A 26,467-nucleotide genomic window follows, 5' to 3' on the forward strand; every position below is an offset into this window, starting at 1 on the left:
GATGTGAGGGGAACCTATGCGGCCGCGCGCGTAAAAACAAGGCGAAGAGGCCTACGGACGCAGCCTTTTTGCGCCGCCGGCGCGCGCCTCAGGCCTCGTCGTCGTTGAGCGGCTCCGGCGCCTCGGGCTCGTCCGGGAACTCCATTTCGAGGAGTTGCGGAACCTCGTCCTCCAGCGGCTCCTCGTCGTCGCGCAGCATGATGTCGTCGGAAGGCTGCGGCACGCCGAAGCCCTTGGGCAGGCGCCCGTCGAAGAGGCCCGCAGCCTTCAGCTCATCGAGGCCCGGCAGGTCGCCGATCTGCTCGAGCCCGAAATGCATAAGGAAAGAATCGGTGGTGCCGTAAGTGATCGGCCGGCCGGGCGCCTTGCGGCGGCCGCGCAGACGTATCCATCCGGTCTCCAGCAGCGTGTCCAGCGTCCCTTTGGAGATGGCGACGCCGCGAATCTCCTCGATCTCGGCGCGGGTCGCGGGCTGGTGATAGGCGATGATGGCGAGCGTCTCCAGCGCGGCGCGGGAGAGCTTCTTCTCCTCCACCTGCTCGCGCGCGAGGATCCAGTTCAGATCGGCCGCGGTGCGGAAGAACCATTTCTGGCCGACGCGGGTAAGGTTCACGCCGCGATTGGCGTAATGCGCCCGCAGCCGCTCCAGCACCTGCGACAGCTCCACGTCGTCCGAGATTCGCCGCGTCATTTCAGTTTCATCGAGCGGCTCGGCCGAGGCGAAAAGCATCGCCTCGACGATGCGCTCCGCCTCGCGCAGGGCGACTTCGTTGCGTGCGAGCGCCTCGTCGCTGTTGACGTCGAAGAGTTCGACTTTTTCCGCGGGCTGCGCCAAGGCGCGTCCTCCTTATTGGAAGTTTTCGGCCGTCCGTTCCGCCGGGGCCGGGCGCTTGCGTAGCCAGAGCGGCGCGAAGGGCCGGTCCTGTCGAATGTCGAAGCGCCCTTCCCTGACCATTTCCAGCGAGGCGGAAAAAGACGAGGCGCGGACGGTGCGGGCCGTTTGCAGATCAACGCAATATTGCAGCAGGAAGTCGTCCAGCACCGTCCATTCCGCGGCGGCGCCCGCGAGACGCTCCAGCGCCTCGCGGGCCTCCGCCAGCGACCAGACGTTCCGCTGCTTCAGCACGACCCGGGACACGGCGGTCTTCTGCCGCTGCCGGGCGTAGGCCGACAGCAGGTCGAAAAGGCTCGCCTGGTATCTGGGCTGCGAAATCGTCTCGAGCCCCTCCGCCCTGCCGCGCAAGAACATGTCTCGCCCAAGGCGGCCACGCTGAACGAGGTTGTCCGCCGCGAGCCGAATGAGCTCCAGCCGGCGCAGACGCTCGGCGAGCGCGGCGGCGAGATCGGCGGCGGACGGCTCGTCGCTGTTCTTCGGCGGCTCGGGGAGCAGCAGGCGCGACTTGAGAAAGGCGAGCCAGGCGGCCATCACGAGGTAATCCGCCGCGAGTTCCAGCCGCACGCGCCGCGCGGCCTCAATGAAAGCGAGATATTGCTCGGCCAGCGCGAGAATGGAAATACGGGAGAGATCGACCTTCTGCCGGCGCGCGAGCTCCAGCAGCAGATCGAGCGGCCCCTCGAAACCATCGACGTCCACGAGAAAGGCCTCGCCTTCCGCGCGCGGTTCGTCCGACAGATCGAATGGAAGTTCCTGGGCCATTGAATCTCCAGCGAATCGGCGCGCGTTTACGCCTTACTCACCTTGTCGCGCGGAGAGTGTTCTCTTTGAGGCGCCGCCGCAAGGCCGCGACGCCGTCCAAGGCCTTCATCCACAAGATAGAGGGGTGGATAACGCCAGCATCTACTCCCCGTAGATATCGGGAACGGCGATTTCCAGGCCTGGCGGATCGAGCGCGAGGGCGCCCTCACGGATAACGCGGGTGAGGATCTCGATCCCCTCCCCGCGCGTGGCGGAAATAGGCGGCGAGCTTCCCCGGCGCGTCATTCCCGCCAGTCGAGGGCGAGAGAACCTCGACGACGATGACGGGGCTTTCGACGAGGATCGTGTCGGCCGGCAATTCCGGACCACAATAGACTTGGGCGTCGGGCTCGAAGACCGTATCGGCGTCAATCTTCACAGCCATGCCGTCGGGGAGCGCGTGACACGGCAGGCCCGTCCGCCGGATCGCGTCGTGAAGGGCCATGTAAACCCGGCCCTCGGTTTTCGCATGAGCCGCGCGCTCGGACGACTGTGCGAAAACTTCGCCGCCGGCAAGCTCGTAATGTCCCGCCTGCGTCTGCGACCAGGCGAGAATTTCTTCCGCGCTCATGCGCGGCTGGGGAAGAGCGGCGGCGGTCATAACAAAGAAGATAGCCTGACCTCGCGCAATGCGCCACGACGGCGCGTCATGCGACCGCCGCGATCGCCCCCTCGAACTCGGCTGCCGCCGCCGCCAGGTCGAACGCGCCAACCTCCCGCACACACTCCAGCGCCTTCTCCGCCCGCTCCGCCGGCTTTCCGGTCAGTTCCGGCGCGCCTTCGGCGACGGGAGCCGCCTCGGCGAGGTCGCCATTGCAATGCAGGACCATGTCGCAGCCGGCCGCAATCGCCCGCTCGGCGCGGTCGCGGAAGCCGCCGGTCAGCGCCTTCATGGACAGGTCGTCAGTCATCAGCAGGCCGTCGAAGCCGATGAGGCCGCGGATAATCTCGCGCACCACCGTCATCGACTGGGTGCCGGGCGCGTCGGGGTCGATCGCCGTGTAGACGACATGGGCGCTCATCGCCATCGGCAGATCGGCGTTGGCCCTGAAAGGAGGGAAATCGACCGCCTCCAGTTCGGCGCGGGGCGCATCGACGACCGGCAGTTCGAGATGACTGTCGGCTCTGGCGCGGCCGTGGCCGGGGATGTGTTTCATCACCGGCGCGACGCCGCCCGCCATCAACCCTTCGGCGGCGGCGCGGCCGAGACGCGCGGCGCGCGCCGGGTCGCGGCTGTAGGCGCGGTCGCTGATGATAGCGTGCGAGCCTTCCGCCGGCACGTCCAGCACAGGCAGGCAATCGACGTCGATCCCGACTTCGCGCAGGTCGTGCGCCATCAGCCGCGCCCCGAGCCAGGCGAGGCGTTCGGCTTGGGCGGCGTCGGCGCCCGCCGCCTCGAATCGCGCGGCGCTGGGATAGGCGCGCCAGTTCGGCGCATTGAGCCGTTGCACGCGGCCCCCTTCCTGATCCACGAGCACGGGCGCATGGCGGCCGAGCGCCTCGCGCACATCCGCGGTCAGCCGTCCCAACTGCTCGCGACTGTCGACGTTGCGGCGGAAGAGGATGACGCCCCAGGGCGCGGCGTCGCGCAGAAATGCGCGTTCCTCGGCGTCGAGGAAAAGGCCCTTGAGGCCGCAAATGAAGGCGCGCATGGACAACCCTTATCGAAGTGCGCTGTCAGGGCGGCGACGGCGCCGCCAACCAGATGCGCGACGCGGCTCTGGTTCGCTTCGCCGACGCCGGCGGAGGGGCTCAGTTCCCGGCTACGAAACAGCTGCCGCCAGCCGACTTGACCTTGTTGCAGATGGCGGTGGCCGAGTCCTTGCTCACGCCGGCGACCCGGACGCGATAGACCGTTTTGTCGCCCACCTTGGCGGGTTTGAACGTCGGCTTGACGCCATATTTCGCGGCGACCGTCTTGATGAGGGCGCGCGCCTCGTCCTCGCTGCCCGCCGCGCCAAACTGAACGGCGTAGGCGCCGCTCGTCGTGGGCGTCGCCGGGGCGGCCGCATCGCCGCCCGGCGCGGGCGCCGGTTCTGCCGCAGCCGTTTTCGGCGGAGCCTTGGGCTTGGCGGCCTGCGACGTCGTCACGGGCTTGGCCTCCGGCTTCGGGGTCGCGCCCCTGGTCTGCGCGGGTTCGGCCGGCGGGGAACTCGTCGCCTTCGCCACAGCCGGCGGCAAGGCCGCCGCGTCGTCCACGCGACTGCCGTCCGGACGCACGGTGACCGTCTTCACGCGCTTGGGCTGCGCGCCGAGCGCGGGCTCATGCGGCGCGTCCACCGGTCCGGCGCCGAGCTTTACGGCCTTCGGAGCCACGGTCGGATCGATCGCCTGTTCCTGATGCGCGACCACCTGCTTGACGGGCGTGGAATCCTTCCGGTCCAGAACGGCCGCGCCGCTGGCGTTGGGCTGATCCTGCTCCGCGTCGGCCGAAGGCTTCACCTTCACCGGACCGGGCGGCGCGTCGATCACCGCGATCTCCTTGGAGCCGCCGACCCCATTGCGGTGCATGAAGCCCCACGCGATGCTGGCCACCGCGACGACCGATACGGCTGCGATCGCATGCCAGGGACGAAGACGGTCGCGCAGACCGCCGCGCGGTTCGGCCTCCGGCGCTTCCTCGGCTCCGTAATCGAGGTATTGCGAGTCGTCCTGCCAGCCGCCGTCGTCGCCAGGATAGGCAGGGTCGTATTGCTGGCCCGCGTAACCGGGCTCTTCGGCGTAGTCCTGCTCCTGATGGGAGCCGCCGGGCTGGTCGAAGCTTTGGGAGGGATAGGCGCGCGGATCGAACTCCGGCTCGTGGCGCGCGTCGTCGGCATAGCGGCGAGGCTCCGGCGACGGCTGGGGCGCCGCATCGAAAGATCCGCGCAAATCCTCCTCCCACTCCCGCGCGGCGTGCGGAGCGGCCGCGCGCTGCGGCTGCTGGGCGCGCGGATCCGGCAGGATGTGGCCGAAGGGATCGGCGTCCTCGCGCTCGCCCATCAGCCGGGCGAGTTCGCTCAAAGGATCGGCCTTGGCGGCGGGCTTTGGCTCGGGGCCGCGCATGCGACGCTCGAATTCGCTCAGGTCGACGGCGGGGCCTCTGACTGGGGGTTCACGCATGATGCACCTCGATCGCTTCTTCCCAGGCGCGGAGCTGTTCGGAGCGCGTCGCGCGCAAGGCCCAGGGACCGAGGTTTCCGCGTCAACGCATTTCGTCGGGGGCGCTCACGCCGAGAAGTCTTAGGCCCGACCCCAGGACGACAGTTAAGGATAAAACCAACGCGACCCGGGCGCTCGTCAAATCTCTCTCCGTTGCATTAACAAAGCGTAATTGTGGCTGATCTTTGCCGCGGCTCCAATGGGAGTGGAAGACGCTTGCGATTTCATGAAGATAGAAGGCCACGCGATGCGGCTCGTGCGCCGCCGCCGCCGCCTCTATGGCGCGCGGATATTGCGCGATCATGCGCGACAGCTGCGCCTCGCCGTCGTCCGTCAGCAGCTCCAGCTTCGCCTTCGCCAGCGTCGGTAGGGCGACGTCGAGGTCCGGGAAGGCCGCGAGCGCCTGCCGCAGCACGGATTTCGCCCGCGCATGGGCGTACTGGACGTAAAAGACGGGGTTGTCCTTCGACTGCTCGATGACCTTGGAAAGGTCGAAGTCGAGCGGCGCGTCGTTCTTGCGGTAGAGCATCATGAAGCGCACGGCGTCGACGCCGACTTCGTCCACGACCTCGCGAAGCGTGACGAAATCGCCGGCGCGCTTGGACATCTTCACCGGCTCGCCGTTGCGCATCAGCTTCACGAGCTGGCAGAGCTTGACGTCGAGCGCGACCTTGCGATCCGAAAGCGCGGCGACGGCGGCGGCCATGCGCTTCACGTAACCGCCGTGGTCGGCGCCCCAGACGTCGACGAGCGTGTCAAAACCGCGGTCGATCTTGTCCTTGTGATAGGCGATGTCGGCGGCGAAATAGGTCGGCGATCCGTCGGACTTCTTCAGCGCGCGATCGACGTCGTCGCCGAAATCGGTGGAGCGGAACAGCGTCTGCTCGCGGTCCTCCCAATCGTCGGGCAGCTGGCCCTTGGGCGGCGGGAGGCGACCCTCGTAGACGAGACCCTTCTCACGCAGCCATTCGATCGCCGCGTCGATCTTCGAGGGGCCGTTCGAGCGGTCATGCAAGGTGCGCTCGGAGAAGAATATCTCGTGCCGGATGTTCAGCGCGGCGAGATCGTCGCGAATCATGTCCATCATGGCGTCGATGGCGGCCTTCTTGACAATCGGCAACCATTCGCTCTCCGGCTTGTCCAGCAGCGCCCTGCCTTGAGCCTTGGCGAGCGCGGCGCCGACCGGCTTCAGATAATCGCCGGGATAAAGACCTTCGGGAATCGCGATCGTCTCGCCCAGCGCCTCGCGGTAGCGCAGGAAGGCGGAGCGGGCGAGCACGTCGACCTGAGCGCCGGCGTCGTTGATGTAATATTCGCGCGTGACCTCGCAGCCTGAAAAGGCGAGCAGATTGGCGAGCGCGTCGCCGAACACCGCGCCGCGGCCGTGGCCGACATGCATCGGCCCCGTCGGATTGGCCGAGACATATTCGACATTGACCTTTCCCTGCAGCGCGCCCGCCCTGCCCTTCTCGACGCGGCCGAAATTCTCGGGGTCGAGGAGCGCCGAGCGCAGCACCTGCGCGAAGATTTCCGGCTTCAGGCGGATGTTGATGAAGCCTGGTCCGGCGACCTCCGCCGTGGCCACGCCCTCCGATTGCGCCAGCGAAACGCAGATTTCGACCGCCAGCTCCCGCGGATTGGCGAAATGGGCCTTGGCCTCCTTGGCGAAGACCATGGCGGCGTTGCAGGCGAGATCGCCGAGCGCGGCGTCTTTCGGCGGCTCGACCACGAAACGAGACAGGTCGAGCTCGGGAAGGCGGCCCGCGGACTGAATCCCCGTCAGGATCGCGGCGATGCGGGCATGGAAAATGTCGAAAATGTTCATCTGACTTCCGGGGGGAGAGGATCGGGCGCGGGTTTAGCAGGTCCGTCGCGTGAAATCATCCGCCCGGCTCCCTCTCCGAAGAAGACCGCGCCATGCGCGCCCGCGACCGCCCCGAAAACGACGATCAGGCTGATCGCCAGCAGAGAGCGATGCAGCCTTTCCACAAGGGCGAATGTCCCGTCCGGATCGGCGGCCGCGCGGCGCTCGAGCCAGCGGTGGAGAAACAGCGGTTCGGCTGCGAACAGCATCAGCGTGAAGACCGCCCAGACAGCGACCATGCCGTGCATCCACCAGTAACCGACCGAGCGGAAGCGGTCCCACATCTCGAATTCCGCCGTCATATAGAAACCGCTTGCCCCGGCGAGAAGCGTGCTCGCGCGCGCCTGCCAGGCGAAGCGGCGCTCGATCGCATCGAAGAAAGCGAGCTTGTCGCTCCGGTCCATCCGCCGGATCGCCGGCAGCAGCACGGTCGTGACGAAGGCCGCGCCGCCGATCCACAATACGACGGCCGCCACATGCAACGCTCTCGCCAGCGCGAGCTTGTCCATCTGTTTCTCTCCCCCGAATGCCCGCCGGCCGCCCTCACGCGCCGAAGACGCGCTTCACTTCTCCCAGCGCGTAGCGGTCCGTCATTCCGGCGATATAGTCCGCGACGACCACGGCCCGCGCGGCGCCTTCCCGCGCCGCCGCGAGGCTCGCCCACTCCGGCGGCATCCGCGACGGCGTTTCGAGAAAGGCCGGGAAAAGCCGGGAAATCGCGTCGCGGGCGCGCTCCCAGACGTCTATGATCTGGGCGTGGCGATACATATGGGCGAAGAGGAACCGTTTCAGGTCGCGTTCGGCCTCGATCATCGCCGGCGAGAGCCCCACCATCGCCTCCCCCGCCCCGCGCGCCTCCGCCGCGCTTTGCGGCGCCAGCCGGGCGAGCCGGGCCCGCGAGGTCGCGATGGCGTCCTCGACGAAGCGGGTGATGACCCGCCGCACCAGCTCGTGAATGACGCGCCCCCGCTCGAGGCCGGGATGTTTTTCGTCAATTTCGGCGAGCAGGCGCGCGACGAAAGGAGCGCCCGCCGCAATATCGTCGAGCGAAAAGAGCCCGGCGCGCAGACCGTCGTCGATGTCGTGGCCGATATAGGCGATGTCGTCCGCCTGCGCAGCCGCCTGCGCCTCGACGCCCGCATAGCTCGACAGCTCGAGCGGACAAAGCGCGTCGAACTCCAGCACGTAGCGGGCGGGCGGACGCAGCGCCTTCGGCCCCGTCAGCGGCCCGTTGTGCTTGACGATGCCCTCGAGCGTCTCCCAGCAGAGGTCGAGCCCGTCGTAATCCGCATAGCGGCGCTCGAGCAGCGTGACGACCCGCAGCGCCTGCGCGTTATGGTCGAAGCCGCCGTAGGGCTTCATGCAGGCTTCGAGCGCGTCCTCCCCGGCGTGGCCGAAGGGCGTGTGGCCGAGATCGTGCGCGAGCGCGACGGCCTCGGCCAGATCCTCGTCGACCCTGAGCGCCCGGGCGAGCGCGCGGGCGATCTGCCCCACCTCGATCGTATGCGTGAGCCGCGTGCGGAAATGGTCGCCGTCGAGCGGCACGAAGACCTGCGTCTTGTGCGCGAGGCGGCGGAAGGCGGTGGAATGGATGATGCGGTCGCGGTCGCGCTGAAACGCGCTGCGCGTCGGCGACGGCGCCACGGCGAATAAACGTCCGCGGGATGTCGTCGCGTCGCAGGCATAGGGCGCGAGGGGCTCGCGAAGCGCCACGGTCGGGCTCCCGTCATTGAAAGGCCCGGACGCCGGGCCTATGTTGCAGCGCATAGCCCGCATTTCCGGGCCAAAGCAAGAATTCAAGAGGGACATGGGCATGACGGCGACGGCGGCCAGCGATGTGGCGCTCACCGACCAGGCGGCGAAGCGAATCGCCGCGCTCCTCTCCGGCGAGACGCCGGGCGCGGCGTTCCGCGTTTCGGTCGAGGGCGGCGGCTGCTCCGGTTTCCAGTATCAGTTCGCGATCGACCCGTCGCCGACGGCCGAGGACGCGCTAGTGGAGCGGGACGGCGCGCGCGTCGCCATCGACCCGGCCTCCCTGAGCTTTCTGGCCGGCGCAAAAATCGATTTCGTCGATGATCTGATGGGCCAGTCCTTCCGAATCGACAATCCGAACGCGACATCCTCCTGCGGGTGCGGGACGAGCTTCTCGATCTGACGCGCGCCCGTCATTTCGCGGGGCGATACCGACCGGATCGACGGATCACTCACGGAGCTTCCCTTGGACGCGCTTTTCCTCGGCCACGCCTACATCGACGTCACCATGGTGACGGACGACATGCCCACCGGAGATGAAAAGTCGGTGGCGAAGGATTACGCGGTGAGTTTCGGCGGCAACGCCGTCACCGCCGGCTTCGCCTGCGCCAAGCTGGGGCACGACGTGCATATCCTGACGACTCAGGCGCGCGACTGGCTCGGCCATATGTTCGCGGAGATGGCGGACCTTTATGGCGTGCGGCTGCACCCGCGAAAGGTCGCGCGCTCCTCGCTCTCCTTCGTATTGCCAAACGATGGGAAGCGCGCGATTCTGCGCGCCCGCGATGATAATTACCTCCAGCCGTTCCTGCGCCTCGACATTTCCGACGCGAGACTCCTGCATCTCGACGGCCATATGTCCGACGCGGCGCTCTATTACGCCAAGGCGGCGCGAGAAAAGGGCGTGCTCGTCTCTCTCGACGGCGGGGCGCTGCGGCCCTGCATCCGGGAGCTGATCGACTTCGTCGACGTCGCCGTTGTGTCCAAGAAGCTCTGCGAGCAAATGTCGTTCAACGAAATCGAGATGCTCGCGTGGCTGAAGTCGAGGGGATGCCGCGTGGGCGGGGTCACCGTCGGCGAAAAAGGCACGTTCTGGTATGCCGACGGCGGCGAGATCCAGCATTTGCCGTCGCTGCGCGTTCCCGCGGAACAGGTCGTCGACACTTCCGGCGCCGGCGACGTCTTTCACGGCGCCTATTGCGCGTCCTATCTCGAACGCCCCGAAGCGTCCTGGGGCGCGCATTTCGACTTCGCCCGGGCGGCCTCGGCGCACAAGGTCCAGCATCTCGGCAACGAGGCGGGCCTGCCGACCCATGCGGACATTGCCGCCGCAAAAGCGGCCTTCGAGGAAGGGATGAGCCTGGCGCCCGCCGTTTGAGACGAGTTTTCAACAGGGCGCGCAATGGGGGCTTGGCAAATCATCCCCCGCCCTGTATACGCCCCCTCACGTTCCCCGATAGCTCAGCTGGTAGAGCACGCGACTGTTAATCGCTAGGTCGTAGGTTCGAGTCCTACTCGGGGAGCCATTCAAATCAAAGACACTTAGAATCTTTCACAGAGAGTTGGAACCTTCGTGTTTCGCGGCAGTAAGCGCTGAGGCAAGCGCTTGCGGGCGACAGGCGGCGAAGGAGCCGTCGTCCTCCTGACGCCCATCGAGAACCGAGCGTCCGCAAATGATCGCCGCCGGCGAGCCGTCGATGACCACCGCAAGCCGCTCGCTCGTTACGGCGCTACGAAAAGCGCCCATCACGAGCCGGTTGCTCCGCGTGAGCTACGCCTCCTCCCGGGACACGGCCGCGAAAAGTGTCGTATCGAGGCGTAGAATGGAGTGCGCATGACGCAGCCTACGCCATTGAGACTAAAAAGAAAATGCTGACAAATCAAGATATTAGATTCGCCGTCGCGCCTATGATGGATTGGAGAAAAAAGTCTAATATTTCATATATTTGAGTCGCCACGTGTGCAGTTCGTGTGCATTGACTGTTCGCTTTTTCTTCCTCCACGATAACGCGCGCAATGATGCGCTGTCGCGCGATCAGATCCGATCAAGGCAGATTCGAGCGCTCCCCACTCGATTGTGCAAATTATCCTTAAGCCTTTGAAAAATTGATGATACCAGCTAGTTCTGACGGTCAATCACCGACTGCAAGCCCCTACGCTTTTGATTTTGTTGGAAGAATTCCGGGAAAAATATTTTCGAGGTTTCGACATCAAGCTCATTCGGCCTTGAGGCCCAGTTTTTGGCTGCCCAGCGTCGCTGCGGAGGCCGCCCCAAAAATACCGTCAGTTGTCTATGGCAGGATTCACACTTCGGATCGAGCGGCTCGTGAGACCGCATGGTTCCACCACCGATCAGTCCTGGAGCACCCATAATAGGGGCTAGAAAAATGTAATCTTCGTGCTACATATTCGGCTTATCTGTAGTGCGAAGGTGGCAATGCCTACTCCCCATACCCCTCCAGCGGCTGTGCGCCGCGTCCTGCGGAAGCTCGGGGCGGATATCAACGATGCCCGCCGCCGCCGCAAACTGCCGATGGCGGTCGTGGCGGAGCGCGCTTTCACCTCCCGCTCGACCCTGCAAAAGGTCGAAGCTGGCGACACCAATGTCAGCATCGGCATCTATGCGAGCGTCCTTCAAGCCCTCGGTTTGCTTGAAGGGCTGGGCCAAGTCGCCGACATCGGCAATGACAGCGTTGGACAGGCGCTGGCCAGTGCCGATCTGCCCAAGCACGTTCATCTCAAGCGGCCAACAGGATCGTCCCGCGATGGCTGACTTCGAGGTCCACATCGATCTGTACGGCAGCACGCGCCCGATCGGATTGGCAAGGAGCAATCGCGTCCGCGGCACGGAGACCATTCTCTTCGAGTACGACCGTGCATGGCTGGAGGATCCGGACCGCTTTTCGCTCGAGCCGGCACTTGCACTGACGCGCGGCGCCTTCGCTCCTCCCGCCGGTCTGCAAACCTTCGGCTCAATCGGCGACTCGGCTCCTGACACCTGGGGCCGTCGCTTAATGCAGCGCGCCGAACGTCGCCTTGCCGAACGCGGGAACCGCGCTGTTCGGAACTTGGCGGAAAGCGACTACCTGCTCGGGGTTGCAGATGAAACGCGGCTCGGTGCGCTACGGTTTCGTTGGGTTGGCGATAAGACCTTCCAAGCGCCGATCACGACCGGCGTGCCGGCCCTGATCGAACTTGGCCGTCTACTTCAGATCACCGAGCGGATTCTTCGGGACGAGGAAACAGACGAAGATCTTCAGCTCATCTTCGCGCCTGGCTCGTCTCTCGGCGGTGCGCGTCCGAAGGCGTCGGTCATCGATCAACATTGCCATCTATCCATCGCCAAGTTTCCGAAGGAGACCGACGACTACAGCATGGAAACCTGGGAGGAGATCGCGCTGCGGCTGGCCGGCCAAGCCGGCATCGCCACCCCGCAACACCACCTGATCGAAGTCGCCGGTAAGGCGGTGATGCTATCGCGACGCTTCGATCGCGATGGCGCGATCCGCATCCCGTTCCTCTCCGCTATGGCGATGATGGGCGCCAAGGATGGCGACCGTGGCAGCTATCCCGAAATCGTCGATGCGCTCGCCCGGCATGGCGCGCAGGGGAAGACGGACGCCCACGCGCTTTATCGGCGCGTCGTCTTCAATGTGCTGATCTCCAACGTCGACGATCATCTGCGCAACCACGGTTTCCTCTGGCTCGGCAAGGCTGGATGGTCGCTCTCGCCTGCTTACGACCTCAATCCGGTACCGACAGATCTCAAGGCGCGCGTGCTCACGACGAATATCGATCTCGACGAGGGCACCTGCTCGCTCGATCTCCTGGAGAAGGCAGCGGAATATTTCGCGCTGACGCTGACGCAGGCCCGCGCAATCATCAAAGACGTCGCGACGGTGACCGCGACCTGGCGCGATACGGCCAAGGCTGTCGGCGCACGCACGGCCGAGATAGCCCGAATGGCCAGCGCCTTCGAGCATGACGATCTCAAACGGGCGCTGACGCTATGACGAGGACATTTCTGCACAGTTTCGAGCCGGCGACAGCGAGCCCCATCACCGGCACCACCGTCGACCTTGAAGTCTCAGACATCGAGGATGCCGGAATTCGGGAAGTGCTGCAAACGCCCGGCGCGGCATATGGCGCGTGGTCAATCCTCGACGCATTGCCCGCACCGACCGGCCCGGGAACGCCGTTCACCTTCAGGGAGCCGCTTGGACAGGCGCGCGAAGTCAAAGTCGCCCTGTCGGGCCTGTTCGGACGCTTCGTCGCTCGTGCCTATTTGGAGCGCTACTTTAATCTCTCCATCTTTGCCCATCTCGGCAGCCGAACGATCAATCTCGATCGCCGACGGCAAATTAAGGTCACGCGCCTGTCGCGTGGCGATCTGCCCGACTGGATCGCCTGCGTCGCCGATTTGTCCTCTCTGACGGTGGCCGAAGCGAAAGGTTGTCATGATGCCGGAGGACCGGCGAAAGCGCTGAACCGCGCGTGGACACAAGCCGGACGGATCGACGTCACCGCACAAGGTCGCAAGGTCACGTTGAAGCGCATTGCGATCGCAACACGCTGGGGCATGGCCGCGTCAGGCCCGACCGAAGCCCACCTCTCGGTTCGCGATCCGATCGATGAAGGCGAGCCTATCAATCCTCAAGAGAGAGATAAGCTATTCATCGGACTTCTGCGCCTGCACATCGCCAATTTGATAAAGCCGCTCGGTCACGCCGAGCTAGCTGACGCGCTCTACCGCATCACGCACCAGCCATTCGCGCGCAGGCTACAAGACGACCTCGGGCGCGCCCGGACGCTACTGGACGCCGCTCCGGTTAGGGAAGTGGAGAAGGCGACTGCCATAGACGGCCTGATCGGCGGGATCGTCACGCGCGCGGGGCCGATCACTGACGTCGAGGCAGCGCCCGCCGAGCAGGAAGCACTCGCCCGCCTCAACCTTCGGCCGGTCTTCGTTGGGATCGAGCGCGATCTCATCCGCGCCGCCATTGATGCGGAGCCGCAGACTGTGCGAACCCGCCTTACCCAAATCACTCATCCGGATGAATTTCCGCGACCTGACCGCGCCGGCGGCTGGATCGTCCCACTCGGTCAGGAGCGACGCATCATCGGCAGCGCCTGAACCAGCGGACGCAGAATATAGGACACCATGGGAAACAACCGGCAACACCAGACGCGGCATGAACAAGGGCGAAACAGTGGAAGCGCAGGAGAACGATCTTTCGAATGAGGCGGCGGCGCTCGCCGATATCCTGAAATGGTCGACCGATCTCCCGGGCTGGCAACGGGACGCACTACGTCGCCTTTGCAGCCAGACCAAGCTGGAGGCAGCCGACATCACAGCGCTTGTCGCGATCTGCAAGGGCGACGCGGCGGCCGCCCCGCTCGATGCCAGTCACGTGAGGGACCCTGCAGCCAGTCACGCCGTCGTTAGCCTCGGCGCGCTTCATAGCCTGTCTCATGTCAACGCGCTGGCGCCGGGCGAACGCCTCTCGTTCGGCAAAACAGGCCTGACCGTGATCTACGGCGACAATGGCGCTGGCAAATCCGGCTACGCGCGCGTCCTCAAGCAACTCTGCCGAGCCCGCTCGCCGAAAAGCGACGCAATTCTACCGAACATCTACGCGGCTGGCTCCGGCATCCCAGCTGCCAGCGTCGACTTTTTCATCGGCGGACAAAAGCGAAGCGCATCATGGACACAAGGAAACGCGCCTGACTCAATGCTATCAGCTGTCAGCGTTTTCGATTCGCGCACGGCTAACGTCCACGTCGAGAACACCAACGATCTCGCCTACACACCACTGCCACTCCGAATCCTCGCCGGTCTCGCGCAGGCATGCCAGGATGTGAAGGCGAAGCTGACCGCTGAGATAAAGGCACTCCAAGACCAAACGCCCGTGATCCTATCGAAACCCGAATGCAACATGGACACGCCGGTCGGCAAATTGATCGCCGGTCTCTCGGGCAAAGCGAACCGGGAAACCGTCGAAAAGCTCGCGGGTCTGACGGCAGAAGAAGCGACCCGACTTCAAACGCTAAATGCCGACCTTGCCAGCGACCCTGCGCGCACGGTTCGCCAGCTCCAGAACCAGGAGATTCGTATCAGTTCCGCGATTAAGCAACTCGAGCGGCTGACGGCCGCCGCTACGGACGAAAGCCAGGCAGCGCTACGCTCGGCCCACACGCAACTTGCAACTGCGCGCTCTGCCGCCGCAGCCGCCTCCGCGAGTCTGTTCGCCGATGAACCTCTGCCCGACATCGGCTCCAACGTCTGGAAGGCCCTGTGGGAGGCGGCCCGGGATTATTCGCGCGCCTCCGCCTATCCCGACCGCCCGTTCCCTGTAACCGAGATTGGCGCCCATTGCGTCCTTTGCCAGCAGCCGCTCACTGAGGAAACCTCGAAGCGGCTCAGCAGCTTCGAAACTTTTGTGCAGGACGAGAGCAAGCGCCGTGAACAAGAAGCCGTTGACGCCTATGAAAAGAAGCTCGAAGAGGTCTCGTCGCAAGCCCTCTCGATGAAGGACCTCGTCGCGATCGTTGCGACGATCCGCGATGATGTTGGCCAGGATGAAGTCGCGAACACCCTTCGCCGCGAGATCCTCAATCTCGCTTGGCGCCTGCGTGCCATTCTGCGGACCCACAGCCTCGCGACCCAGCCGGCTCTACCGCCAGCAGCGACCATCGCGCTTGATCCACTTCGCACCGTCCTCAGCGGCATCGCGACGCGTATCGAAGGCCTGCAGTCGGAAGCCAGTTCACCGCAGCGCGCCGCGCTCATCGCCGAGCGTGACAGCCTTGCTGACCGCAAGTGGCTCGGCGTGGTGAAATCCGACGTGCTTGCCCAAATAGAGCGCCTCAAGGCCATTGAGGCGATCGAGAACGTCAGCAAGGACACGACCACAAACAAGATCACGACCCAGAGCGCCCGTATCGCGCAAGCTCTCGTCACCAACCGCTTGCGAGGGAGGTTCGCGATCGAGGTAGACAAGCTCGGCGTCGCGGGCCTCGCCATCGAACTTCAGCAGGCAAAAGCCACAGCCGGCGTCCCCTTCTTCCAGGTCCGGCTGATCAACAAGCCGAACGAACCGGTCGGCAAGGTCCTCAGCGAAGGCGAACACCGTTGCGTCGCGCTGGCCGCATTTCTCGCGGAGCTGTCGACCATCGATGCGCAGTCAGCGATCGTGTTCGACGATCCCGTCTCCTCGCTCGACCATTTGCATCGCGACAGGGTCGCCGCTCGATTGGCCGAGGCCGGGCAGACGCGCCAGGTCATCGTCTTCACCCACGACATGGCGTTCTTGCTTCTTCTCGATGAAGCCTGCCGGGCGACCAACGATCGTGACGCAACGCCCGTGGCGTACCGCTTGATCAGTCGCGGGACGGAAAATGCGGGTTATTGTCATCAGGACCCACCGGCCAACGTCATGCCGCTCGACAAGGTAATCGGCGGAATGAAGGCGCATCTCGGCAATGTGAAAATCCATCACGAACGCGGCGACCAGGCGAAATGGCTGCGCGAAGTAACGTCCTTTCAGGATCAACTTCGCACGACTTGGGAGCGCACCGTCGAGGAGGTTGTAGGGCCTGTGATCCGCCGCCTATCCCGCAAGGTGGACACGACGGGCCTCATCAAACTTACCGTCCTCACAGATGCCGATTGCACCGCCATGCGGGAGGCGTTTGGGCGTTGCTCGGCGCTCCTTCACAGTCAGCCCGGTGAGATCAATCCCCGGCTGCCCGCGCCGTCGCTAATTGAGGCCGAAATCGACGCACTGGAAAAGTGGATCGCCGATATCCGTTCGAGGCAGGAGAAGGCAGCGTGATGACGGGTTATCGGACCATTCGGCCTCGCATCGGACCGCCCCATAATCGTGAAATGGTCCGAGCTGAAGCGAGCGTCCGACGTTATCCTGGCCGTCAGGCCCCATTACAGTCTCCCCGTCGAGCGTTGTTTTATGCAAGAGCTTGTGGACAAATGAGAACTTGCGACGATTTGGGCGAGCGCATGGGGGACAACGACACAGCCTTTGCCGATCGCTTGCCTAGCAGGCCGTTGAAAAAGGGGCCCGCGTCGGCTTTATTCCGCTTTGAGCGATATTTTCAGGTCATGTCCGAGCCGGTCTACCTGGCTCGGAGGCGCGGGGCGCGCTCCCTCTCGGCGTCCTGCCTCACGCTGTGGCGAGCAGCTTCGGCAGCCTGACGAGATTATAGGCGGCGGCTGCGAAGGTGAACGCGAAAACGACCCTGTCGCAGCACCGGAACTTCGTTTTCTCCTGCCCGGCGACTGTCTTGATCCAGCTGAAGCCCTCCTCGATCCGCTTGAGGATGCGCAGGCTGAGCCTGTAGCCTTCGTGCCGCGTCGTGCGCCGGTCGATGGCCGACGATCGTCCGCTCACATTCTGCGCGACATGCGGCGTCACCCGCATCGATCGCAGTTCGTTGACGAAATCCTCCGCGTCGTATCCCTTGTCGGCCGCGAGCGTGATCCTCTTCGCGCGATCGGCGCGCGGTTCGATCATATGCAGGGCTGCGACACGTTCGGCGTGGCCGTCGGCCTTGAGAGCATTGGCCTGCGGGGAAGGCCTTCCGCTGCGGCCGAGGCCCTTGGTCTCAGCCGACCCCTTCTGCGCGGAGTAACCCCGCAACGCCCGCGAGAGTGAGAGTGCAGGCCGGGTGTTCCGTGACGGGTTGAGGACCGAGAGAGAGGCTCCCGGCGCCCGTCATGGAGAAGCCCCATGACCCAGGTTGAGATTCTGGATGCCTCGCGCGGCGCCGAGGCCGGCTACAAGGTGGATGCGAGCCGCGGCGCCCGTGTCGGCCGCGTTTCGTCGGAGTGGTTTTCGCGGCCTTCGGATGAGCGCTATCTGTCGCTGTCAGAGCTGTTCGCGACCGTCCATGGGCGGACTGAACGCAGCCGGACACGTACGGTGGAGAGCGCCGCGATTCGTGTGGAGGCAAGCCGCGACGATTCCGAGCGGCTCGCGCTCATGCTCCCAGGCTCGGACGCCCCCGTCGCGCCGACGCATTGGAGCTTCGGCCAGATCGCAAGCCTCGTCGGCGCGCCGGCGACCTATCTTCGTCAGCTGCCAGCGCCGCTCGCCGGCATCAATCTGCAATATGGACTGACCGCGCATCGCGCCGAACAGGTCAAGGCTTTGGAGATTGAAGACGGGCGCGTCGAGCTGCGCGCGGTCACTGGTCCCGATTACGGTCGGATCTACGATCACGAACTCGTTTCCGCCGTGCAGTGCATCGCGGGCAATGGTGTGGGCGATACACGCTGGAAAGTGCCGGGTGTGCTGGACTGGTCGACTGGGATATACAACCCCAATGTCGACGTCACCCAAGACACGACGACGCTCTACGCCTCCGACCGCGACGTCTTCCTGTTCCTCGTCGACGATCTCAATCCGATCGAAGCCGGGCGACTGCCAGATGGCTCTCCCGACCTCTTTTTCCGAGGTTTTTATTGCTGGAATTCTGAAGTTGGCGCCAAGACGCTCGGTATCGCTAGCTTTTATCTTCGCGCAGTCTGTCAGAACCGCAATCTCTGGGGCGTCGAGGATTTCGAGGAGATCACGATTCGTCATTCCAAATATGCGGCCTCACGCTTTGCACATGAAGCGGCGCCGGCGCTGACGCGCTTCGCCAATTCCTCACCCATGCCCTTCATCAACGGCGTCAAGGCCGCGCGGGAACGGATCGTCGCCCGCAATGACGACGACCGTACGGACTTCCTGCGGAAGCGCGGTTTTTCAAAGACCGAGACCGCCAAGATCATCGACACTGTGCTGACCGAAGAAGGCCGTAAGCCCGAGAGCGTCTTATGCCGATATCGGCATAAGACGCTTTATGCGAGTTCGGGATTATGCCGAGTAGCGCCCCCGATCCACCGGATTTGCTTGAAGCTGCAGCCTGATTTTACTCCGGGTATAATCACGGTCCTCTTGGGTCTCGGTAACCCCTTAGGGATGCAAACATGCATATTTCAGCGCCTGACCACTCGGTTACCGCAGACTGACTGCGCCACCCGTGATTTAAACGGATGCGTTGGCGGAGTTTCTTGAACCGATGCCAGGAACGTCCTCCTTCGTGAGCTGCGGAAGCGCCGCCCGCCACTTTTTGTTCTGGCTCAATCGCAACCGCATTGCCATCAGCAGCGTGGACATGGCTGCTGCTTTATTGCTTTGCGAAGCACAGATGCCGCTGCCCTCGCTATAGCCCGAAGCAGTTGATCAATCCGGCCTACATCAGCCGGGTCGGGCGGTTTGTTCGTTTCCTGGAGGATCGCGGCGACGTTCCCCGCACCGACGATGTAGAAGACATCGCCGCACATCTGTCGTCTTACGCGGATCGGCTCACGGCTTTGGCAGCACAGCTGTTGGGCGCGGCGGGTAATTTTTTCGGCAGCTGAACATTTCGCTCGTCTGGGTCGTATTTCGCGGCTTCGATGGCGCGATGTCGACGAAGCCGTCGTCGAACGCTTCGTGCAGCATGACTGCCGCTGCTCGATCGGTGAGGCGCCAAGCTGGAGGAATCGGCGAGAAGAAGCGGCGGCGAGGGGCGCGTCGGTTTCTCGCATTCCTGAAGGACCAGGCGTCATCGCGTCGACCGGCGCAGCGGCTATGCCGGTAGAAGACCCTCGGCTTGCCGAGTTTCGCTTCTGGCTCAGCGGCAGCAGCACCGCCGGGAGCAACCGATGACGATCGATCGTTATCTCCACGAAACGTCGCGGTGGATTCATGGCGGCGCCTATTCCGACCGTGTATGACGCGGCGGCAATCCGGAATGTGGTCCTGAGCCAAGCGCCGTCCCGTTCCCGCTCGTCGTAACGGATGACGGCAACCGCGTGCTGCGAAGCTACCTCCGTTTCCTTGCCGCAAGGAGCGAGTGCCGTCCCGAAGCTTCGCCGGCGGTGCCGTCGGTTGCACGGCGGCGCTTGGCTTCCCTTCCAAAGATACGCGAGCCCCTCGACGATAGAGCGGATCATCTCCTTACCGTGCGGAACCGCGACGCCAGTCCGCCTTCGCGTATCTGGAATTGTCCTTCTTTTGGCGCGGCTCGGCTTGCGGCGGCGACATCCGCCGGCTGCGGATCAGCGACGTCGATTGGACGAACGCGCTGCTATGTGATGGAAAGGGACGTCGCTCCGTCAGCCTGCCGCTGCCGCAGGATGTGGGCGACGAATGCTCGCCTATATCGAGCGCGGCCGTCCGCTGGTTACGGAGGTACATTATTTTTGCGCGTCCAGCTGGATTCACCCCGCTCGCGTCATCCTCAGAGATCGCCGGCATCGTCTCCCGCATTCTGGCGCGAGGCGGAATTGAAGGTGTTCCCACTGGGGCGCATCTGTTCCGACAATTCCATCGGCGACCTCAACGCCGCGAGCAACCGGACGCCAGCCTGGAGTTGGTCGGCGCCGTCCTGCGACATCGATCGCCCGGCACGACCGCCATCTATGCTAAGGTCGATGTGCCGATGCTCATGCGGGTCGCGCAGCCCTGGCCGGAGAGGCGTCATGCTGAGTGAGGATGCGACGCGCTACGTCGCCCTTTATCGCCGGCTCGGGCTCAATTTCAGCGAACAAAGCCGGACGCTCCGCTTGTTTGCCGACTACGCTGAGGCGCACGGAGACCGGCACGTGCATCAGCCGCGTCCACGACTGGTGTCGGATGGTGTCCTCCCCTGTTCGGGCGAGATCGCGCTTCGACACCGTCCGGCGTTTTTGCGCGTTCCTCAACGCGAAGACCTCGGCAGCACCAGGTCCTCCGCCGGCGCCTTCGGCGAGGAAGCCACCGGCGTCCGGCCCCCCATCTTTGGAGCTATGAAATTCGCGCCATTATGGATGCGGCGTACTCGATTCCTCCGAGTGGCTCGATCAGTCCGATTACCTACCACCATCTCTTCGGCCCGTCGGCGGCGACAGGGCTCCGCAATCCCCGGAAGCCCTGGCGCTGCAATGCGATGATCTCACCGAGGATGGCCTGGTCGTTCGTACGGGGAAACCGAGAGCTGGTTGTTGCCGATCCACGCGACGACGCGACAGGCGCTGACGAATTACATCGCCATCCGGAACAGAAACCGGAGGTGATGGCGCTGATCTGTTCATCATAAAAACCGGGCGCGCGCCAAGCAAGGTCAGGGCGCACGTCGTGTTCGTCCAGATCGCGCGTCGCCTCGGACTGCGCGGGCCGACAGGGACATCGGCTGCGTCTGCACGACTTGCGGCACAGCTTTGCTGTACGCTCGTCGAAGTCTCCGGCGCGCATGATCGGCAGATCGTCGCCAATCATATGGTGGCGCTCAGCACATACCTCGGTCATGCGGACATCGCGCACACCTACTGGATCCGGAGGCCACCCGCGGTCTGTATGCCAGCATCGCCGTGGCCAGCGAGCGGTTGTTTAGGGAGGACGCGGCATGACAGCCCTTGCTCTCCATCTGACTCGGTCTTGCGCGAGCACCTCCCGCGATAGTGCAGCGCCAGCCCACATACCGTCGCGAGCTACGCCCATGCCTTCGCCCTGCGCGCTCCGCCGACCGTCTCAAGCGGCGGCCGAGCTCTATTCCGCTATCGAACAAATCGACCCAGAACTTGTGCTGAAGTTTCTCGACCAGAAGGCGAGCGGCTCAACGTCGCCAGATCGCGCAACGCCCGCTTTGCCGCAATCAGATCGTTCTTCCGCTATGTCGAGTACAAGGTCCCGCGACTTGCTGAACAGCGACGCCAATCGGCGTCGCCGATGAAGCGGACCGACAAGGCGTTGATCGACCATCTGACGCGGGAGGAGATACAGGCTTTGCTGGCCGCTCCCAATGCGGACACCAGGCGGCGCAGGGATAGGGCCATGCTGCACTTGACCTATGCCGCCGGATTAGGCGTTCTCCGAACTGCTTTCGTTGCGCATCGCAGACTTCCCGGATCACTCGCTCGCGACAATACGCATTCTTGGAAAAGGGCGGCGCGAGCGCGTGTTACCGCTATGGCGCGAGACGCAGGCGGTTGTGCGGGCGTGGATTGCGGTGCGCCCGGAAGCCTCTGGTCCCTGAGCTGTTTTCTCAATCGAGATGGCAAGCGCATGAGCCGTGACGGTTTTGCGATTCGATCGGCGCTGCACGTCGACATGGCAGCGGCCGCAAAGCAGCCTTCGCTGTTGCGAAGCGGGTAACGCCGCACGCGCTGTGCACAGCTGCGCCATGCACATGCTCGCTGCCACCGGCGACATCCGCAAGGTGTCCCTCGGCTCGGCCACGCAAGCCTGCAAAGCACAGAAGCCTATCTCCGCGTCGACCCTGCGGAAAAAGCTTGCTGTGCTCGCTGCGCACGCGCCGCCAACGATCCAGCAAGGTAGATTTCGCCCACCCGAAATAGGCCGCCGGCGAGCCTTGCTGACATCCAGCGCGCAAAATAGCGGTTGATCGATGAACCGGTCCCTCGGGTCGCAACAACCCGAGGGACCATAATTATGCCGAGTAAATCAGGCTGCAGCTTCAAGCAAAACCGGCGGATCGGCGCCACCTGCATAATCCCGAAAGTGCGCATAAAGCGTCTTCGACTTCGTGCAGGGCATTACGGCGATCGCGCGGAACAAGAAGTGCTGTTCTGCTCGCACCTGTTTTGAATGAGTTGGGGCGACGATAATCCGCAGAGGAAAGGGGCTCCGACACGTCCATTTCAGAGCGTAAGCATATGTCGGAGCCTGAAGCAGCTCCGATGCGGCGGATCGAGGTTTTCACGGGCGCGGGACGCCGGAGAACGTGGGGCTCCGATCAGAAGGCGGCGATCGTCGCTGAGAGCTTTGCGGGAGGACGCGAGCGTTTGTGAAGTGGCGCGGCGGCACTGGGAACCTACGGCGCAGCAGCTTTTTACGTGGCGTCGTCAGGCGCGCAAAGAGACCGCAGGCTCGCGCGGACGCAGGCGCGCCGCCATCGTTTGTTCCGGCAATCATGCAAGGGCCTGCGCCCGCGCCGCCGGCGAAGCGCAAACGCCGCGCCGTCGACCAGGAAATTGGTTCGACGCCGACGATCGAACTTGAAATTGACGGCGTTACGGTTCGGGTCGGACGCGGCGCGCAAGCGAAGACCATCGCGCGGTGATCCGGGCGTTGAACTCGCGAAATGATCGGCCCGACGGGCGCGGTGCGCGTGATGGTGGTGATGGAGCCCGTCCACTTCCGCAAGGGCGCAGAGGGTCTCGCGGCGCTGGGCGCGAGACGATGCAGTGCGATCCCTTCGACGGCGCGATCTACGTCTTTCGCGCGAACGGACGGACCGCATCAAGCTGGTCTTCTGGGACGGCACGGGCGTGTGCCTCTTCGCCAAGCGGCTGGAGGATGGCGAGTTCCGCTGGCCGAAGATCGAAGACGGGCTGATGCCAGTTGTCGGCGGCGCAATTTCGCGCCGCTGGAGGGGCTGGACTGGCGGCGCGTCCACAGCGCTACGCCGGCCGGCCTTGGCGGGATGATCTGCGACACAATGAATTCAGGGGGCGTCCAACAAACGTTTAAAGACCGCAGAAAATATGGTCTTCTGTGTCTATGGCGCAGGCGGTCGAGACGCTTCCCGACGATCCGAATGAACTGAAGGCGATGCTCCTCGCCGAGCGGGCGCGCAACGAGCGCCTCGTTCAGATCATCAAGGAGATGCAGCGTCATCGCTTCGGACGGCGCGCAGAGACGCTTCCCGATGACCAGATGCTGCTGGCGCTCGAACAGGCGCTCCAGCAGACGGAGCTGGTGCGCAGCGGCGGAGGGGGAAGCCAAGTCCGCCGCCGAACGCGAGAAGGCGTCCAAAGTGCGCCGCACGAACCGAGGCGCGCTGCCGGCGCATCTGCCGCGCATCGAGACCGTCGTCGTTGAGGACTACGCCTGCCCCTGCTGCAAGGGACTGCTGCACAAGATCGGCGAAGACGTCTCCGAGCGGCTCGACATCGTCCCGCGCAGTTCCGGGTGCTGGTGATGCGGCGCCCCCTTCGAAATACGCCTGCCGCGCCTGCGAGGCCAACGGCACCTGGCCCCGCCGCGGCTGATCGAGGCCATCTGCCGACCGAGGCGGCAATCGCCCATGTGCGCTCGAGGATGCCGATCACTTGCCGCTTTATCGCCAGGCGCAGATCTACGCCTCATAGGGACATTGCCCGCCACCGTTCGACGCTCGCCGACTGGGTTGGCCGCGCCGCCTGGCATTTGCGGCCCTGTTCATGAGCGGCTTCTGGAACACATCCGGTCGTCGACGAAAATCTTCGCCGACGAGACGACGGCGCCGGGGTGCTCGACCCCGGGCGGGGCCGCACGAAAACCGGCCAACTTTGGGCCTATGCCCGCGACGACCGGCCATGGGGCGGCGCCGATCGGCCGATCGCCTGATATGTCTATGCGCAAAACCGAAGTCCTCCGAGCAGCCGCTCGCGCATCTCGCTGGCTTCACGGGCGTCGTGCAGGTCGACGGTTACGCTGGCTATCGCGCGCTGGCGCACAAGAACAGCGTGGCGCTGGCCTTCTGCTGGTCCCATGTCCGCCGGCGCTTTGACCAACTCGCCGCGCAGGTCCTGCGCCGATCGCCAGCGAGGCGCTCGAACGCATCGGCGCGCTCTACGCCATCGAGAGCGACGTCCGCGCGCAGAACCCGGATGACCGGCGCGCGGCGACAGGACAAACTGCCGATCCTCGACGCCCTCGAGCCATGGCTGCTCTAAAAGCTCGCGCTGATCAGCCAGAAGACCAGGCTCGCCGAGGCGATCCGCTACGTGCTCTCGCGTTGGGACGGCGCTTCATCGACGACGGGCGGCATCCAGATCGACTTCAACATCGTCGAGCGCGCCATCCGCCCCGATTGCCCTCAATCGCAAGAACGCGCTTTTCGCGGGCTCAGACGGCGGCGCAGAGAATTGGGCGATCGTCGCCTCGCGATCGACCTGCAAGCTCACGGGCGTCGATCCGCAGGCCTATTTGGCCGACGTTCTCGTGAAGATCATCAGCGCCACCGCGAGCAAACTCGACGAGCTCATGCCCTGGGCCTACGCGCAGCCGGTCGCTCTCGAAGACGTGGCCTGATAGCAGCGGTTACGCAACAAACGCATCAAGACGCGCGGCTCGACCTCGAGGCGCGGGCGAAAAAGCTGTTCGAGCGAGCGGCGATCAGGCCCGCTGGTGCAGTGGGCCCCGTTCGACAAGATGGTCGTCACGGGCCTTCGCATTGGCCTCAATGATTTCCCGGCGTCGCCCTCAAAGTCAGAGGGCGGCGCTGCGCTTCGTGACGGGTTCGAGGCCGAGAGAAAGTTTCCCGGCTGCCCGTCGCGGAGTCGATCCCGATGGCGAAGTCAGTTCAGAAATCGAAGCTCAGCGCCTCGCGCGACATTCCCTTCAAGAAGCTGATCCTGTCACAGGCGAATGTCCGCAGGATCAAGGGCGTCTCGATCGAAGAACTCGCCGAGGACATCGCACGCCGCACGCTCCTGCAGAGCATCACGGTGCGGCCGGTGCTCACGATCCAGGCGCGGAGACCGGCAGGTCCGAAATCCCGCCGGCCTACGGCGCTACCGCGCGCTCGAACTTCTGGTGAAGCAGAAGCGCCTCGCGCAACGCCCCCATCCCCTGCGTGGCGCGATTGGAGGGAAATGGCCGAAGAAGACAGCCTCGCCTATACGTCGAAGCGCGCGCCCTTGCACCCGCTCGACTGAGTTCCTCTGCCTCCCCGACCTTGCGCGAACAGGAGCCAGGGAGGAGATCGCCGCCTGCTTCGGTCAGCGTCGCCGCTGCCAGTCGTCAACAGCGCCTGCGGCTCGCCTCCGTGTCCCCGGCGCTTCTCGAGGTCTATGCCGAGGACGGCATGACGCTCGACCAGCTGATGGCCTTCACCGTCAATCCCGACCATGAGCGCCAGGAACAGGTCTGGGAGGCGTATCAGCGTCTTGTAGAACAAGGTGGCCATCATTTCCGCCGGCTTCTCACCGAGGGCGCGGTCCGGGCATCGGACAAAGCGGGCGAAATTTCGGCGAAGATGACCGCCGCCGCGGCGGTCCCATCATGCGGGACCTCTTCCAGAGCGACGACGGCGGCTGGTGACAGTACGTCCCCCTTCTCGAGCGGCTCGTCGCGGAGAAGCTGGCCCGCGACGCCGAGCCCCTTCGGGCGGAGGGCTGGAAATGGGTCGAGACGGCGATCGACTTCCCCTATGGCCAGCACCGGACGGGGCTCCGCCATATAGGGCGAACGCCAGCCTCTGAGTGAAGCGGAAGCCGCGACCCGGGAGGCGCTTCGTCTCGAAGCGGATCAGCTCGAAGCCGCCGATCGGACGCCGATGAGATTCCCCAGGACGTCGATGCCTCGCCGAGATCGAGACCGCGCTCGAAGCGATGGAAGACTGTCGGTTATTTATACACCGGAGGACATCGCCCTGGTGGCTGGCGTCTTCGAAGAACGACGGATCGGCGACTGCGGATCGAGCGCGGCTATGTCCGCCCCGAGGACGAAGCGCCGATCCAGGAGCCTGAAGCGCTGATTCGACGAAGGCGAGACAGAGGACGTCGGCGAAGCACCTTTCGAGCAGCCCCATGGTGCGGCGCCGGATGGCGACGATGTGCTCCGGTCTGGCCCTGCGGAGGACGAGGAAGACGAAGGCCTTCGTCCTCTGCCCGACAAATTGCTCGACGGAACTCACCGCCTATCGCACGCTGGCGCTGCGCGAGGCGCTGGCATCGATCCACACATGGCCCTTCCCGCCGCGCTTCACGCCACGGCGCCCTACGGCTCGATCCGCTACGGTTCGGACACCTGCCTGCAGATCTGAGCCAGAATGTTTCCTTTTGGCGCAGGTCGCGGGGCTCTCCACACGCCGCTCGCGGCCAAGGTCGACGCCCGTCATCGACTGGTCGCAGAAGCTGCCGGCGGAGCCGCAAGACCTCTGGGAGGTTCTGACGACCTTTGACGTGGAAGCACGCCAGCGTCGCGCATTGCGTTCCTGACCGTCAACGCCGTGCATGAGCCCTGGAGCCGGCGCCCGCG

The 26,467-nt window shown here is 64.6% G+C and carries 25 protein-coding genes, 1 tRNA gene and 3 pseudogenes; 18 read left to right on the plus strand and 11 right to left on the minus strand.

Annotation, left to right across the window (positions count from 1 at the left end):
- Nucleotides 1-88: 88 nt before the first annotated feature.
- From scpB to ACV959_RS11070, 8 genes are all read right to left on the minus strand, one after another.
- Nucleotides 89-835, minus strand: coding sequence for an SMC-Scp complex subunit ScpB (gene scpB / locus ACV959_RS11035; RefSeq protein ID WP_475736657.1), 747 nt, complete (start codon nt 833-835; stop codon nt 89-91).
- Nucleotides 836-847: 12 nt separating this feature from the next.
- Complete coding sequence (locus ACV959_RS11040) at nt 848-1,657, minus strand: segregation and condensation protein A (protein WP_475736658.1); 810 nt, start codon at nt 1,655-1,657, stop codon at nt 848-850.
- Nucleotides 1,658-1,862: 205 nt separating this feature from the next.
- The gene (locus ACV959_RS11045) at nt 1,863-2,267 is read right to left on the minus strand and encodes a Uma2 family endonuclease (protein WP_475736659.1); all 405 of its coding nucleotides are present in this window, start codon (nt 2,265-2,267) and stop codon (nt 1,863-1,865) included.
- Between the two features lie 76 nt (nt 2,268-2,343).
- The gene (gene nagZ / locus ACV959_RS11050; RefSeq protein WP_475736660.1) at nt 2,344-3,348 is read right to left on the minus strand and encodes a beta-N-acetylhexosaminidase; all 1,005 of its coding nucleotides are present in this window, start codon (nt 3,346-3,348) and stop codon (nt 2,344-2,346) included.
- A gap of 100 nt (nt 3,349-3,448) precedes the next feature.
- Nucleotides 3,449-4,798 carry an SPOR domain-containing protein gene (locus ACV959_RS11055; RefSeq protein WP_475736661.1) on the minus strand — a complete coding sequence of 450 codons (1,350 nt, stop codon included), beginning with the start codon at nt 4,796-4,798 and terminating at the stop codon, nt 3,449-3,451.
- 82 nt (nt 4,799-4,880) lie between these two features.
- Nucleotides 4,881-6,662 (minus strand): arginine--tRNA ligase, encoded by a 1,782-nt coding sequence (gene argS, locus ACV959_RS11060; protein WP_475736662.1) that lies wholly within the window; start codon nt 6,660-6,662, stop codon nt 4,881-4,883.
- Nucleotides 6,659-7,210, minus strand: a complete 552-nt coding sequence (locus ACV959_RS11065; protein ID WP_475736663.1) for a hypothetical protein — start codon at nt 7,208-7,210, stop codon at nt 6,659-6,661. Before ACV959_RS11065 ends, argS begins: the two co-directional genes overlap by 4 nt.
- A 34-nt stretch (nt 7,211-7,244) precedes the next feature.
- On the minus strand, nt 7,245-8,414 hold the full coding sequence (locus ACV959_RS11070; RefSeq protein WP_475736664.1) for a deoxyguanosinetriphosphate triphosphohydrolase: 1,170 nt from the start codon (nt 8,412-8,414) through the stop codon (nt 7,245-7,247).
- Nucleotides 8,415-8,514: 100 nt separating this feature from the next.
- Here ACV959_RS11070 and erpA point away from each other — a divergent pair, with 100 nt between their 5' ends.
- The 7 genes from erpA (at nt 8,515) to ACV959_RS11105 (ending at nt 16,288) form a co-directional block, all read left to right on the plus strand.
- Nucleotides 8,515-8,856, plus strand: a complete 342-nt coding sequence (erpA, locus tag ACV959_RS11075; protein ID WP_475736665.1) for an iron-sulfur cluster insertion protein ErpA — start codon at nt 8,515-8,517, stop codon at nt 8,854-8,856.
- A 63-nt stretch (nt 8,857-8,919) separates the two neighbouring features.
- Nucleotides 8,920-9,831 (plus strand): PfkB family carbohydrate kinase, encoded by a 912-nt coding sequence (locus ACV959_RS11080; RefSeq protein WP_475736666.1) that lies wholly within the window; start codon nt 8,920-8,922, stop codon nt 9,829-9,831.
- Nucleotides 9,832-9,903: 72 nt separating this feature from the next.
- Nucleotides 9,904-9,979, plus strand: a tRNA-Asn gene (locus ACV959_RS11085).
- Nucleotides 9,980-10,890: 911 nt separating this feature from the next.
- The gene (locus tag ACV959_RS11090) at nt 10,891-11,226 is read left to right on the plus strand and encodes a helix-turn-helix domain-containing protein (protein ID WP_475736667.1); all 336 of its coding nucleotides are present in this window, start codon (nt 10,891-10,893) and stop codon (nt 11,224-11,226) included.
- Nucleotides 11,219-12,466, plus strand: a complete 1,248-nt coding sequence (locus ACV959_RS11095) for a type II toxin-antitoxin system HipA family toxin (protein WP_475736668.1) — start codon at nt 11,219-11,221, stop codon at nt 12,464-12,466. The genes ACV959_RS11090 and ACV959_RS11095 overlap by 8 nt, the downstream gene beginning before the upstream one ends.
- Nucleotides 12,463-13,587, plus strand: coding sequence for a hypothetical protein (locus ACV959_RS11100; protein ID WP_475736669.1), 1,125 nt, complete (start codon nt 12,463-12,465; stop codon nt 13,585-13,587). The genes ACV959_RS11095 and ACV959_RS11100 overlap by 4 nt, the downstream gene beginning before the upstream one ends.
- Nucleotides 13,588-13,645: 58 nt before the next feature.
- Complete coding sequence (locus ACV959_RS11105) at nt 13,646-16,288, plus strand: AAA family ATPase (RefSeq protein ID WP_475736670.1); 2,643 nt, start codon at nt 13,646-13,648, stop codon at nt 16,286-16,288.
- A gap of 345 nt (nt 16,289-16,633) precedes the next feature.
- On the opposite strand, the pseudogene ACV959_RS11110 reads toward ACV959_RS11105, so the two are convergent.
- A pseudogene (locus ACV959_RS11110) lies at nt 16,634-17,020 on the minus strand (transposase); the annotation flags it as partial.
- Between the two features lie 180 nt (nt 17,021-17,200).
- On the opposite strand from ACV959_RS11110, the pseudogene ACV959_RS11115 reads away from it, so the two are divergent.
- The 8 genes and pseudogenes from ACV959_RS11115 to ACV959_RS11150 all read left to right on the plus strand — a co-directional run.
- A pseudogene (locus tag ACV959_RS11115) lies at nt 17,201-18,289 on the plus strand (DUF932 domain-containing protein); the annotation flags it as partial.
- A gap of 407 nt (nt 18,290-18,696) precedes the next feature.
- Complete coding sequence (locus ACV959_RS11120) at nt 18,697-18,879, plus strand: hypothetical protein (RefSeq protein WP_475736671.1); 183 nt, start codon at nt 18,697-18,699, stop codon at nt 18,877-18,879.
- Nucleotides 18,880-19,505: 626 nt separating this feature from the next.
- A complete protein-coding gene (locus ACV959_RS11125; protein ID WP_475736672.1) occupies nt 19,506-19,994 on the plus strand; it encodes a site-specific integrase in 489 nt (162 codons plus the stop codon).
- Between the two features lie 2,418 nt (nt 19,995-22,412).
- Nucleotides 22,413-22,562, plus strand: a complete 150-nt coding sequence (locus ACV959_RS11130) for a hypothetical protein (protein WP_475736673.1) — start codon at nt 22,413-22,415, stop codon at nt 22,560-22,562.
- A 124-nt stretch (nt 22,563-22,686) separates the two neighbouring features.
- On the plus strand, nt 22,687-22,929 hold the full coding sequence (gene tnpB, locus ACV959_RS11135) for an IS66 family insertion sequence element accessory protein TnpB (RefSeq protein ID WP_475736674.1): 243 nt from the start codon (nt 22,687-22,689) through the stop codon (nt 22,927-22,929).
- Nucleotides 22,930-23,107: 178 nt separating this feature from the next.
- Nucleotides 23,108-23,249 (plus strand): annotated as a pseudogene (locus ACV959_RS11140) (IS66 family transposase); the annotation flags it as partial.
- A 9-nt stretch (nt 23,250-23,258) separates the two neighbouring features.
- Nucleotides 23,259-23,423 carry an IS66 family transposase zinc-finger binding domain-containing protein gene (locus ACV959_RS11145; RefSeq protein ID WP_475739651.1) on the plus strand — a complete coding sequence of 55 codons (165 nt, stop codon included), beginning with the start codon at nt 23,259-23,261 and terminating at the stop codon, nt 23,421-23,423.
- A 376-nt stretch (nt 23,424-23,799) separates the two neighbouring features.
- Nucleotides 23,800-24,159: an IS66 family transposase gene (locus ACV959_RS11150; protein ID WP_475736675.1), complete on the plus strand. Its 360-nt coding sequence runs from the start codon at nt 23,800-23,802 to the stop codon at nt 24,157-24,159.
- Between the two features lie 75 nt (nt 24,160-24,234).
- Here ACV959_RS11150 and ACV959_RS11155 read toward each other — a convergent pair whose 3' ends face one another.
- Complete coding sequence (locus ACV959_RS11155) at nt 24,235-24,390, minus strand: hypothetical protein (protein WP_475736676.1); 156 nt, start codon at nt 24,388-24,390, stop codon at nt 24,235-24,237.
- Nucleotides 24,391-24,412: 22 nt separating this feature from the next.
- Here ACV959_RS11155 and ACV959_RS11160 point away from each other — a divergent pair, with 22 nt between their 5' ends.
- Together ACV959_RS11160 and ACV959_RS11165 are read left to right on the plus strand one after the other, a co-directional pair.
- Nucleotides 24,413-24,517, plus strand: a complete 105-nt coding sequence (locus tag ACV959_RS11160) for a hypothetical protein (RefSeq protein ID WP_475736677.1) — start codon at nt 24,413-24,415, stop codon at nt 24,515-24,517.
- Between the two features lie 257 nt (nt 24,518-24,774).
- Nucleotides 24,775-25,143, plus strand: coding sequence for a hypothetical protein (locus ACV959_RS11165; RefSeq protein WP_475736678.1), 369 nt, complete (start codon nt 24,775-24,777; stop codon nt 25,141-25,143).
- Between the two features lie 250 nt (nt 25,144-25,393).
- Here ACV959_RS11165 and ACV959_RS11170 read toward each other — a convergent pair whose 3' ends face one another.
- Nucleotides 25,394-25,666, minus strand: coding sequence for a hypothetical protein (locus ACV959_RS11170; RefSeq protein WP_475736679.1), 273 nt, complete (start codon nt 25,664-25,666; stop codon nt 25,394-25,396).
- 376 nt (nt 25,667-26,042) lie between these two features.
- On the opposite strand from ACV959_RS11170, the gene ACV959_RS11175 reads away from it, so the two are divergent.
- A complete protein-coding gene (locus ACV959_RS11175) occupies nt 26,043-26,252 on the plus strand; it encodes a hypothetical protein (RefSeq protein ID WP_475736680.1) in 210 nt (69 codons plus the stop codon).
- Nucleotides 26,253-26,467: the final 215 nt, after the last annotated feature.

The organism is Methylocystis sp. Se48 (assembly GCF_056269425.1).

Coding starts and splice junctions, on each gene's coding strand:
- ACV959_RS11105 (WP_475736670.1), top strand. CDS start 13,646: ATGAACAAGGGCGAAACAGTGGAAGCGCAGGAGAACGATCTTTCGAAT.
- erpA (WP_475736665.1), top strand. CDS start 8,515: ATGACGGCGACGGCGGCCAGCGATGTGGCGCTCACCGACCAGGCGGCG.
- ACV959_RS11090 (WP_475736667.1), top strand. CDS start 10,891: ATGCCTACTCCCCATACCCCTCCAGCGGCTGTGCGCCGCGTCCTGCGG.
- ACV959_RS11065 (WP_475736663.1), bottom strand. CDS start 7,210: ATGGACAAGCTCGCGCTGGCGAGAGCGTTGCATGTGGCGGCCGTCGTA.
- ACV959_RS11100 (WP_475736669.1), top strand. CDS start 12,463: ATGACGAGGACATTTCTGCACAGTTTCGAGCCGGCGACAGCGAGCCCC.
- ACV959_RS11055 (WP_475736661.1), bottom strand. CDS start 4,798: ATGCGTGAACCCCCAGTCAGAGGCCCCGCCGTCGACCTGAGCGAATTC.
- ACV959_RS11165 (WP_475736678.1), top strand. CDS start 24,775: ATGGCGAAGTCAGTTCAGAAATCGAAGCTCAGCGCCTCGCGCGACATT.
- ACV959_RS11150 (WP_475736675.1), top strand. CDS start 23,800: ATGGGGCGGCGCCGATCGGCCGATCGCCTGATATGTCTATGCGCAAAA.
- argS (WP_475736662.1), bottom strand. CDS start 6,662: ATGAACATTTTCGACATTTTCCATGCCCGCATCGCCGCGATCCTGACG.
- ACV959_RS11095 (WP_475736668.1), top strand. CDS start 11,219: ATGGCTGACTTCGAGGTCCACATCGATCTGTACGGCAGCACGCGCCCG.
- ACV959_RS11045 (WP_475736659.1), bottom strand. CDS start 2,267: ATGAGCGCGGAAGAAATTCTCGCCTGGTCGCAGACGCAGGCGGGACAT.
- ACV959_RS11170 (WP_475736679.1), bottom strand. CDS start 25,666: ATGGCGGAGCCCCGTCCGGTGCTGGCCATAGGGGAAGTCGATCGCCGT.
- nagZ (WP_475736660.1), bottom strand. CDS start 3,348: ATGCGCGCCTTCATTTGCGGCCTCAAGGGCCTTTTCCTCGACGCCGAG.
- ACV959_RS11130 (WP_475736673.1), top strand. CDS start 22,413: ATGCAAGGGCCTGCGCCCGCGCCGCCGGCGAAGCGCAAACGCCGCGCC.
- ACV959_RS11040 (WP_475736658.1), bottom strand. CDS start 1,657: ATGGCCCAGGAACTTCCATTCGATCTGTCGGACGAACCGCGCGCGGAA.